This window comes from Methylocystis sp. (assembly GCF_051062815.1).
GTDB lineage: Bacteria > Pseudomonadota > Alphaproteobacteria > Rhizobiales > Beijerinckiaceae > Methylocystis.
In genome coordinates, this window is sequence record NZ_JBPFDU010000100.1 from 43,818 (window position 1) to 53,705 (window position 9,888).

The following is a 9,888-nucleotide window of genomic DNA, read 5'->3' on the forward strand; positions in this document are numbered from 1 at the left end:
TGGACGTGAGCGACGGTTGGGCGAGCGCCATTTCGGATTTCTTCATCGCGTATCCGCTGCTTCTCGCGCTCGTGAAGAGCGTTTTGCTGGCGGTCGCGTTGCTGATTTACGTGGCCTATGTGATCCTCGCGGACCGCAAGATCTGGGCGGCGGTGCAGTTGCGCCGCGGACCGAATGTCGTCGGACCCTGGGGGCTGCTGCAGAGCTTCGCGGACTTCCTCAAGTTCGCGCTCAAGGAGCCGGTGATTCCGGACGTCGCCAACAAGGGCGTTTTCCTATTCGCGCCCTTCATCATGGCGACGCTCTCGATCGCCGCCTGGGCCGTCATTCCGGTCGCCGACGGCTGGGCGGTCGGCGACATCAATGTCGGGATCCTTTACATTTTCGCGTTGTCCTCGCTCGGCGTCTATGGCGTCATCATGGGCGGCTGGGCGTCGAACTCGAAATATCCGTTCCTGTCGGCGCTCCGCTCGGCGGCGCAGATGGTGTCCTATGAAGTCTCGATCGGCTTCGTCATCATCACGGTGCTGCTCTGCGCCGGCTCACTCAATCTGACCGACATCGTCCACGCGCAGGATACGTCCTACGGCATGGCCGGCTGGTACTGGCTGCGCCTGTTCCCGATGTTCGTCATCTTCTTCGTCTCGGCGCTCGCCGAGACCAATCGTCCGCCGTTCGATCTCGTGGAGGCGGAGTCGGAGCTCGTCGCCGGCTTCATGATCGAATATTCCGCGACGCCCTACGTTCTGTTCATGCTCGCCGAATATGTGGCGATCGTCACCATGTGCGCGCTGCTGACGATCCTGTTCTTCGGCGGCTGGCTGCCGCCGATCAAAATCGCGCCGTTCACCTATGTGCCGGGCGTGATCTGGTTCACGCTGAAGGTGAGCTTCTTTTTCTTCTTCTTCGCCATGGTGAAGGCTTTCGTGCCGCGCTATCGCTACGATCAGCTGATGCGTCTGGGCTGGAAAGTCTTCCTGCCGATCTCCCTCGCCATGGTCGTCATCGTCGCCGCCGTGCTGCAGTTCTGGCCGGCGGGACCGGCAGGCAGTTGAGGCCGTCATGAAACTCGATCAAGCCGCCAAGTCGCTCTTCCTCACCGAATTCGTCGGCGCATTCCTGCTGTCGATGCGCTACTTCTTCAAGCCGAAGGCGACGATCAACTATCCGCACGAAAAGAATCCGCAGTCGCCGCGCTACCGCGGCGAGCATGCGCTGCGCCGCTATCCCAATGGCGAGGAGCGCTGCATCGCCTGCAAACTGTGCGAGGCGATCTGTCCCGCGCAGGCGATCACCATCGAAGCCGGACCGCGCCGCAACGACGGCACCCGCCGCACGACGCGCTACGACATCGACATGGTCAAATGCATCTATTGCGGCTACTGCCAGGAGGCCTGCCCGGTCGACGCCATCGTCGAGGGGCCCAATTCGGAATTCTCGGTCGAGACGCGCGAGGAGCTTTACTACAACAAGGAGCGTCTGCTCGAGAACGGCGACCGCTGGGAGCGCGAGATCGCGCGCAACATCGCGATGGACGCGCAGTACAGGTAACAGCAACAGACGCGAACGAACACGCCGCATCGGCGCAGTAAGGACGAAGAACGTGCAGGCCGTATTTTTCTACCTATTCGCGACGATCATGATCGCCTCGGCCGGCGTCGTGATCTTCGCGCGCAATCCGGTGCATTCGGTGCTCTTTCTCATCCTCGCCTTCTGCAATGGCGCGGGGCTGTTTCTGCTCGCCGGCGCGGAATTCCTGGCGATGATCCTGATCGTCGTCTATGTCGGCGCGGTCGCGGTGCTGTTCCTGTTCGTCGTCATGATGCTCGACGTCGACTTCGCCGAGTTGAAGCAGGGCTTCGCCAAATATCTTCCCGTTGGCGTCGGGGTCGGCGTCGTCGTCCTCGCGGAATTGGGTTTCGTTGCGCTCGGCTGGAGTTCGGCGCCTTCGGCCGCCGACGCCGCCGCCAATCCGATCATTCCGCAAATGAGCAACACGGCGGCGCTCGGCCAAATCCTCTATACGAAATATGTGATCTTCTTTCAGGCGTCGGCGCTTGTGCTGCTCACCGCCATGATCGGCGCCATCGTGCTGACGCTCCATCACAAGCCCAACATCAAGCGGCAGAAGATCGACGAGCAGAACGCGCGCACGCGCGAAAATGTGATCGAGATCAAGAAAGTTCCGTTTCGGACCGGCGTCTAACGAGGACATCCATGCTGACCATCGGCCTTACGCATTACCTCGTCGTCGCGGCGGTCCTGTTCACGCTCGGCGTCGCCGGCATCATCCTCAATCGCAAGAACATTATCGTCATTCTCATGTCGGTTGAGCTGATCCTGCTTGCGGTCAATCTGAACTTTGTCGCCTTCTCGCAGTCGCTCGCCGATTTGACGGGTCAGGTGTTCGCGCTCTTCGTGCTGACCGTCGCGGCGGCGGAGGCGGCGATCGGCCTCGCGATTCTCGTTACCTTCTATCGCAACCGCGGCACGATCGCCGTCGAAGACATCAATTCCTTGAAGGGCTGACCCCAGCGATGATTTACGCCATCGTCTTTCTTCCGCTTGTCGGCTTTCTGATTGCAGGCGCGCTCGGACCTTGGATCGGGGTGCGCGCCTCGGAGCTGGTCACGACGGGCTTCTTGATGATCTGCGCCGTGCTGTCGTGGATCGTCTTCTTCGACGTCGCGCTCGGACACGATCACGGCTATGCGCCGATCATCGGCAATTGGATGACCGTGGGCGACCTCAAGGTCGATTGGGCGCTGCGCGTCGACACGCTGACCGCGGTGATGCTCGTCGTCGTCAATACGGTGTCGAGCCTCGTGCATCTTTATTCGATCGGCTACATGCACGAGGATCCGGATCGCCCGCGCTTCTTCGCTTATCTGTCGCTGTTCACTTTCGCCATGCTGATGCTGGTGACCGCCGACAATCTCGTGCAGATGTTTTTTGGCTGGGAGGGCGTCGGACTCGCCTCCTACCTGCTCATCGGCTTCTGGTATCAAAAGCCCTCCGCAAACGCCGCCGCGATCAAGGCCTTCGTCGTCAACCGCGTCGGCGATTTTGGCTTCGCGCTCGGGATTTTCCTCGTCTTCCAACTGACGAAGTCGCTTGGCTTTGAGGAGGTCTTCGCCGCCGTCCCGGGGCTTGCCGGCAAGACGATCCATGTCTTCGGCATGGATGTCGACGCGCTGACGCTCGCCACCTTCCTGCTCTTCATCGGCGCGATGGGTAAGTCGGCGCAATTCCTGCTGCACACCTGGCTGCCGGACGCGATGGAGGGCCCGACGCCGGTCTCGGCGCTCATTCACGCTGCGACAATGGTGACGGCCGGCGTCTTCATGGTGGCCCGCCTATCGCCGATTTTCGAATATGCGCCAGCGACTCTTGAATTCGTGACGCTGGTTGGGGCGGTAACCGCCATTTTCGCCGCCACGGTCGGCCTCGTGCAAAACGACATCAAGCGCGTCATCGCCTATTCGACCTGCTCGCAGCTCGGCTATATGTTCGTTGCCGAAGGCGTCGGCGCCTATAGCATCGGCGTCTATCATCTTTTCACCCACGCCTTCTTCAAGGCGCTGCTCTTCCTGGGCGCGGGCTCCGTGATCCATGCCATGCATCACGAGCAGGACATGCGCAACATGGGCGGGCTGCGCAAGGATATTCCCTTCACCTTCGCGATGATGATCATCGGCACGCTCGCGCTCACAGGCTTTCCGTTCACCGCCGGTTTCTATTCCAAGGACGCGATCATCGAAGCGGCCTTCGCTGCGGGCGAACATCATCACATGGCGATGTTCGCCTTTGTCGCGACCGTGGCCGCCGCCGGCCTGACGTCATTCTATTCCTGGCGGCTGGTGTTCATGACCTTCTTTGGCGCCCGTAAGGCCCATGCCGTTCAAACGGACCATGCGGATGAGGAGCCGACGGCGGCGGAATTAGCCCATGCGGATGGCGATCAAACTCATCAGGATCATTCGCACGACCACGGCCATGGCCACGCCCATCACGCGCCGCACGAGTCGCCGATTGTCATGCTGGCGCCGCTGGCGGTGCTCGGCCTCGGCGCTCTCGGCGCGGGCATCGTCTTTGGCAAATACTTCATTGGCCATGATTACGATGAATTCTGGAAAGGCGCTCTCTTCACTGGCCGCGACAATCACATCATCCATGAGTTCCATGACGTGGCGCTCGGCGTCGGTCTTGCGCCGACCGTGGTGATGGCCTTGGGTTTCGTCGTTGCGCTCTATTTCTATGTGCTGAAGCCGGGAACCGCGCAGGCGCTGGCGAGAACCTTCCCACGTCTTTACCAGTTCCTGCTCAACAAATGGTATTTCGACGAACTCTACGACTTCCTGTTCGTTCGGCCCGCCTTTGCTCTTGGCCGACTGTTCTGGAAGGGCGGCGACGGCGCGATTATCGATGGCCTCGGGCCTGACGGGGTGGCGGCGCGAGTCGCCGATGGCGCCAGGCTCGCGGTGCGCTTGCAGACCGGCTACGTCTATCATTACGCCTTCGCCATGCTCATCGGCGTCGCGGCGGTCGTCACATACTTCGTCGCCGGGGGGCTGCGCTGATGTTTGGTTTCGGCATTCTCTCCGGCGTCACCTTTCTGCCGCTCGTCGGCGTCGCCTTCCTGCTGACGCAGAAGGGCGACGATGAAGCGAGCCTGCGCAATATCCGATGGGCGACGCTCGCGACGACGCTCGCGACCTTCGCATTGTCGCTTTACATCTGGTCCGGCTTCGACACGACAAGCGCGGCGTTCCAATTCGTCGAGGAGAAAAACTGGCTCGGCTCGGGCCTCGTCTACAAGATGGGCGTCGACGGCTTTTCGATGCCCTTCGTCCTGCTGACGACCTTCCTGATGCCCTTCGCCATTCTCGCCTCCTGGGACTCGATCCAGAAGCGCGTCAAGGAATATATGATCGCCTTCCTGGTGCTCGAGACGCTGATGGTCGGCGTCTTCTGCGCGCTCGACATCGTGCTGTTCTATCTCTTCTTCGAAGGCGGCCTCATCCCGATGTTTCTCATCATCGGAATCTGGGGCGGCAAGCGGCGCGTCTACGCGAGCTTCAAATTCTTTCTCTACACGCTCGTCGGTTCGCTCCTCATGCTGGTCGCGATCCTCGCCATGTATGGCAAGGCCGGCACGACTGACATCACCGTGCTGCTGCATACCGACTTCCCCAAGGAGATGCAGACCTGGCTATGGCTCGCCTTCTTCGCCTCCTTCGCGGTGAAGATGCCGATGTGGCCGGTGCATACCTGGCTGCCCGACGCGCATGTCGAGGCGCCGACGGCGGGCTCCGTGATCCTTGCGGCGATTCTGCTGAAGATGGGCGGATACGGCTTCATCCGCTTCTCGCTGCCGATGTTTCCCGACGCTTCGACCAATTTCGCGCCGCTTATCTACGCGCTGTCCGTGATCGCGATCGTCTACACTTCGCTCGTCGCGCTCGTTCAGGAAGACATCAAGAAGCTCATCGCCTATTCGTCCGTCGCGCATATGGGCTTCGTGACAATGGGCCTCTTCACGCTCAACGCACAAGGTATGCAGGGCGCGATCTTCCAGATGATCTCGCACGGCTTGGTCGCCGGCGCGCTGTTCCTTTGCGTCGGCGTGATCTACGACCGCATGCATACGCGCGAGATCGCCGCCTATGGCGGCCTCGTCAACCGCATGCCGCTCTACGCCTTCGTGTTCATGCTGTTCACCATGGCGAACGTCGGCCTGCCGGGAACGACGGGCTTCATCGGCGAGTTCCTGTCGCTCACCGGCGCATTCCAGGCGAATAGCTGGGTGGCGCTGATCGCGACAAGCGGCGTTGTCTTGTCTGCGGCTTACGCGCTTTATCTCTACCGCCGCGTGATCTTCGGGGTCTTGGACAAGGCCAGCCTCAAGAACATCACCGATCTGACGCCGCGCGAGATTGCGATCTTCACGCCTCTCGTTCTGCTCACGATTTACTACGGCGTGCAGCCGCAGGCCATTCTGAACGCGACGCAGGCGTCGGTCGACAATCTCATCCAGACCCATACGGCGCTCATCGACGCGGTTAAGCTCGCGGCCGCTGGCCAATGACGGATCGCTGACGATGCCCTTTTTCGTTCAACTCGCGCATCACTTTCTTCCCGAGACGATTCTCGCCGTCGGCGTGATGGCGCTCATCCTCATCGGCGCCTTCCGCGGCGAGCGCGGTTTCGGCCTCGTCGACGAAATGGCCGTCGGCATTCTGGGCCTTGCCTTGGTCGCGATCGCGCTGTCGAGCACGCCCGACACGAGCATATTCGACGGCGCCTATATCGACGACGGGTTCTCGCGCTTCATGAAAGCGCTGACGCTTATCGGCGCGATCGTGTCGATTCTGCTGTCCGTCGACTGGCTGCAACGCAACGGGCTCGAAAAATTCGAATATCCGGTGCTCATCATGCTCTCGACGCTCGGCATGTTGCTGCTGATTTCGGCCGATAATCTCATCGCGCTCTATCTCGGCCTCGAGCTGATGTCGCTGGCGCTCTATGTCATGGCCGCCTTCGCGCGCGATGACGGGCGATCGTCGGAAGCCGGCTTGAAATATTTCGTCCTCGGCGCGCTCTCTTCCGGCATGATGCTTTACGGCGCGTCGCTGCTCTATGGCTTCGCCGGAACGGTGTCTTTCGCCGGGATCGCGGCGGCCGTCTCGACCTCCCCGCCAATCGGCGTGATCTTCGGGCTTGTCTTCGTGCTGGCCGCGCTGGCCTTCAAAATGTCGGCGGCGCCCTTCCATATGTGGACGCCCGACGTCTATCAGGGCGCGCCGACGCCGGTCACCGCCTTCTTCGCTTCGGCCGCCAAAATGGCGGCGGTGGCGATCACCGTGCGCATTGTCATTACCGCCTTCCCGGGCGTGAAAGACCAATGGCGCCAGATCATCATCTTCATTTCCATCGCTTCGATGCTGCTCGGCTCTTTCGCGGCGATCGGACAGGAGAACATCAAGCGGCTGATGGCCTATTCCTCGATCGGCCATATGGGCTTTGCGCTGATCGGACTGGCTGCCGGCGACGAGGCGGGCGTGCACGGCGTCGCGATCTACCTCACGATCTATCTGATCATGACGCTCGGGACCTTCGCCGCCATTCTCGCGATGCGCGTCGAAGGCAGATATGTCGAGAATGTCTCCGACCTCGCCGGCCTCTCGCGCACCAACGGCTGGATGGCCTTCTTCCTGGCGATGCTGATGTTCTCGCTTGCCGGCGTTCCGCCGCTCGCGGGCTTTTTCGCCAAATATTACGTGCTCCTCGCCGCGGTCGACGCCGGCCTCTTTGGCCTCGCGGTCATCGGCGTGCTGGCGAGCGCGGTCGCCGCCTATTACTATCTACGGGTCGTTAAGGTCATGTATTTCGATGAGCCGGCGCCGGCTTTCGACCGTGCGCCGATGGCGCTGCGCGCCGTGCTTGCCGCATCCACGCTGGCGCTGCTTGGCTTTTGGGTCTATCCCACGCCAGTCATGGACGCGGCGGCGGCGGCAGCGAAGTCGCTTTTCTAGGGAGGTAATTCGCGCGTGGAGTTGGGATCATTGGCGCGCGCCCGCGGCGTGCGCCTCCTCGCGCTGGAGAGCGTCGATTCGACCAATGACGAAGCCCGACGTCTGATCGAGGCGGGCGAGCGCGGACCTTTATGGGTGGTCGCCGCGCGGCAGACGCGCGGCCATGGCCGTCTCGGACGCGACTGGATTTCGCCGCCGGGCAATCTTCACGCAAGCCTTGTTCTTGGCGATTTCGGCGAAGCCGCCGTCGCGCCGCAGCTCGGCTTCGTGGCGGGCGTCGCGGCCATGCGCGGGTTGCGCGTCGCGACGGGCGGCGCCGGCCGCTTCGCGCTGAAATGGCCGAATGATCTCTTGCTCGAGGGCGCCAAGCTCGGCGGGATTTTGCTTGAGAATGTCGGCGTGCCGACAGGCGATGCGCGCGCGCCGCGCGCCTCGGTCGCGATCATCGGCCTTGGCGTCAACTGCGCCGAGGCGCCGCGCGATCTGCCCTTCGAAGCGTGCGCGCTTGCGTCAATCGGGCCGAACGCGCCAGACGCCGCGACGCTCTTTACGCATCTGTCCGACGCGCTCCTCGAAACGCTTGATCTTTGGCGCTGCGGCGAGGGCTTCGCCCGCATTCGAGACGCCTGGCTGGCGGACGCCGCCTATCTCGGCGCCCACATTCGCGTTGAGCTGCCGCGCGAGACCGTTGAGGGACGCCTCGTGACCATCGACGCGACCGGCCGGCTTGTGCTGGCGACGCGAGACGGCGAGCGCGTCATCGAGGCGGGCGACGTGTCGCTCGGTCCGCGCCAGACCGCGGCGGGAGGCGTCGCATGACGACGTTGGACGCAGACCTCGTCTTCGTGCCGCTCGGCGGCTTGGGCGAAATCGGCATGAACTTGGCGCTCTACGGCTATGGGCCGCCGAAAGCGCGCAAATGGCTGATGGTCGACTGCGGCCTGGGCTTTCCCGGGACGGAGGCGCCCGGCGTCGACCTCGTCTTCGCCGACATCGCCTTCGTCGAGAAGATCGCGCGCGATCTCGTCGGCATTTGCATCACCCATGCGCATGAGGATCATATCGGCGGGCTCGCGACCTTATGGCCGCGGCTCAAATGCCGAGTCTTCGCCACCCCCTTCGCGGCGGGCCTCCTGGAAGTGCGGCGGTTGAACGAACCTGGCGCGCCGAAGATCGACATTTCCCTGACGCATGCCGGCGCAAAGCTCGATCTCGATCCGTTCGAGGTGGAATATGTCGCCGTCGCGCATTCGATTCCGGAAGCGAATGCGCTCGCGGTCCGCACGCCGCTCGGGCTGCTGCTCCACACCGGCGACTGGAAGATCGATCCGCAGCCCGGCGTCGGGACGCGCATCGACGAGGCGCGGCTCCGCGCGCTCGGCGACGAGGGCGTCACCGCGCTCATCTGCGACTCGACCAACATCCTGCGCGAGGGCGACAGTTTTTCGGAAGCCGACGTCGCGCGCACTTTGCGCACGCTGATCGCCGAAGCCCCGGGCCGGGTGCTGGTGACGACCTTCGCGTCCAATATCGCGCGGCTGCGGGGCATCGGCGAAGCGGCGCAGGCCTGCGGGCGCACCGTCGTCGTCGCCGGGAGGGCGATGGATCGCGCCATCCAGGTCGCGCGAGACTGCGGCTATCTCGACGGGATGCCCGGATTTCATGCGCCGGAAGTGCTGCCGACCTTGCCGCGCGACAAGACCGTCGTCATCGCCACCGGAAGCCAGGGCGAAACCCGCGCCGCCATGGCGCGGGCGGCGGTGAACGAACACCCGTCGATCAAGCTTGTCGCGGGCGATCGGGTGATCTTTTCTTCGCGCGTCATTCCGGGAAATGCGCGCGACGTCTTTCGCGTCATCAACGCGCTCTGCGACATCGGCGTCGAGGTCATCACCGACCATGACCACCTCGTGCATTGCTCAGGCCATCCGCGTCGCGGCGAAGTCACGCAAATGTACGAATGGATCCGGCCGCAGATCGCCGTGCCGGCGCATGGCGAGGCGCATCATCTCACGGCGCACGCGGCCTTCGCCAAGGCGCATGGCGTGTCGCAGGTCGTTTCGGCGCGCAATGGCGATATCGTGCGACTGGCGCCGGGCGCGCCGGGCATCATAGGGAAGGCCCCCCACGGCCGTCTGATGAAGGACGGCGACGTCGTCCTGACCGAAGACGACGGCGCCGTGCGCGACCGCGTGCGGCTGTCGATCGCCGGCGTCATTTCCATCGCGCTCGCGGTTGACCGCAAGGGCGAGCTTGTCGGCGATCCGGACGTCGTCTTCGCCGGCGTGCCGAAACGCGGCAAATTCGGCGAGGAGATGGGCGAAGTCATCGACGAGGCGCTCTTCGCCGCCTT

At 63.0% G+C, this 9,888-nt stretch carries 9 protein-coding genes; all 9 read left to right on the forward strand.

The annotated features are described in order from the left end of the window. Positions 1 to 5 precede the first annotated feature (5 nt). Positions 6 to 1,055, forward strand: a complete 1,050-nt coding sequence (gene nuoH, locus ACR65W_RS21145; protein ID WP_425373868.1) for an NADH-quinone oxidoreductase subunit NuoH — start codon at positions 6 to 8, stop codon at positions 1,053 to 1,055. Positions 1,056 to 1,062: 7 nt separating this feature from the next. After that, entirely contained in the window at positions 1,063 to 1,551 is a 489-nt protein-coding gene (gene nuoI / locus ACR65W_RS21150; protein ID WP_196393886.1) for an NADH-quinone oxidoreductase subunit NuoI, read from the forward strand. 52 nt (positions 1,552 to 1,603) lie between these two features. Then, positions 1,604 to 2,206, forward strand: coding sequence for an NADH-quinone oxidoreductase subunit J (locus ACR65W_RS21155; protein ID WP_123177172.1), 603 nt, complete (start codon positions 1,604 to 1,606; stop codon positions 2,204 to 2,206). Between the two features lie 11 nt (positions 2,207 to 2,217). Further along, positions 2,218 to 2,529: an NADH-quinone oxidoreductase subunit NuoK gene (gene nuoK / locus ACR65W_RS21160; RefSeq protein WP_018407012.1), complete on the forward strand. Its 312-nt coding sequence runs from the start codon at positions 2,218 to 2,220 to the stop codon at positions 2,527 to 2,529. A gap of 8 nt (positions 2,530 to 2,537) precedes the next feature. Next, the gene (gene nuoL / locus ACR65W_RS21165) at positions 2,538 to 4,580 is read left to right on the forward strand and encodes an NADH-quinone oxidoreductase subunit L (protein WP_434500254.1); all 2,043 of its coding nucleotides are present in this window, start codon (positions 2,538 to 2,540) and stop codon (positions 4,578 to 4,580) included. Beyond that, positions 4,580 to 6,088 carry an NADH-quinone oxidoreductase subunit M gene (locus tag ACR65W_RS21170; RefSeq protein WP_434500255.1) on the forward strand — a complete coding sequence of 503 codons (1,509 nt, stop codon included), beginning with the start codon at positions 4,580 to 4,582 and terminating at the stop codon, positions 6,086 to 6,088. The genes nuoL and ACR65W_RS21170 overlap by 1 nt, the downstream gene beginning before the upstream one ends. 13 nt (positions 6,089 to 6,101) lie before the next feature. Next, the gene (nuoN, locus tag ACR65W_RS21175; RefSeq protein WP_434500256.1) at positions 6,102 to 7,535 is read left to right on the forward strand and encodes an NADH-quinone oxidoreductase subunit NuoN; all 1,434 of its coding nucleotides are present in this window, start codon (positions 6,102 to 6,104) and stop codon (positions 7,533 to 7,535) included. 30 nt (positions 7,536 to 7,565) lie between these two features. After that, entirely contained in the window at positions 7,566 to 8,354 is a 789-nt protein-coding gene (locus ACR65W_RS21180) for a biotin--[acetyl-CoA-carboxylase] ligase (RefSeq protein WP_434500257.1), read from the forward strand. Further along, positions 8,351 to 9,888, forward strand: a 1,538-nt coding sequence (locus ACR65W_RS21185; RefSeq protein WP_434503110.1) for a ribonuclease J, incomplete at its 3' end; no start/stop codon positions are given. The genes ACR65W_RS21180 and ACR65W_RS21185, both read left to right, overlap by 4 nt.

Bases quoted from the DNA above. Each gene is read 5' to 3' on its own strand.
- ACR65W_RS21170 (WP_434500255.1), top strand. From the start codon at position 4,580: ATGTTTGGTTTCGGCATTCTCTCCGGCGTCACCTTTCTGCCGCTCGTC.
- nuoK (WP_018407012.1), top strand. From the start codon at position 2,218: ATGCTGACCATCGGCCTTACGCATTACCTCGTCGTCGCGGCGGTCCTG.
- nuoL (WP_434500254.1), top strand. From the start codon at position 2,538: ATGATTTACGCCATCGTCTTTCTTCCGCTTGTCGGCTTTCTGATTGCA.
- nuoI (WP_196393886.1), top strand. From the start codon at position 1,063: ATGAAACTCGATCAAGCCGCCAAGTCGCTCTTCCTCACCGAATTCGTC.
- nuoN (WP_434500256.1), top strand. From the start codon at position 6,102: ATGCCCTTTTTCGTTCAACTCGCGCATCACTTTCTTCCCGAGACGATT.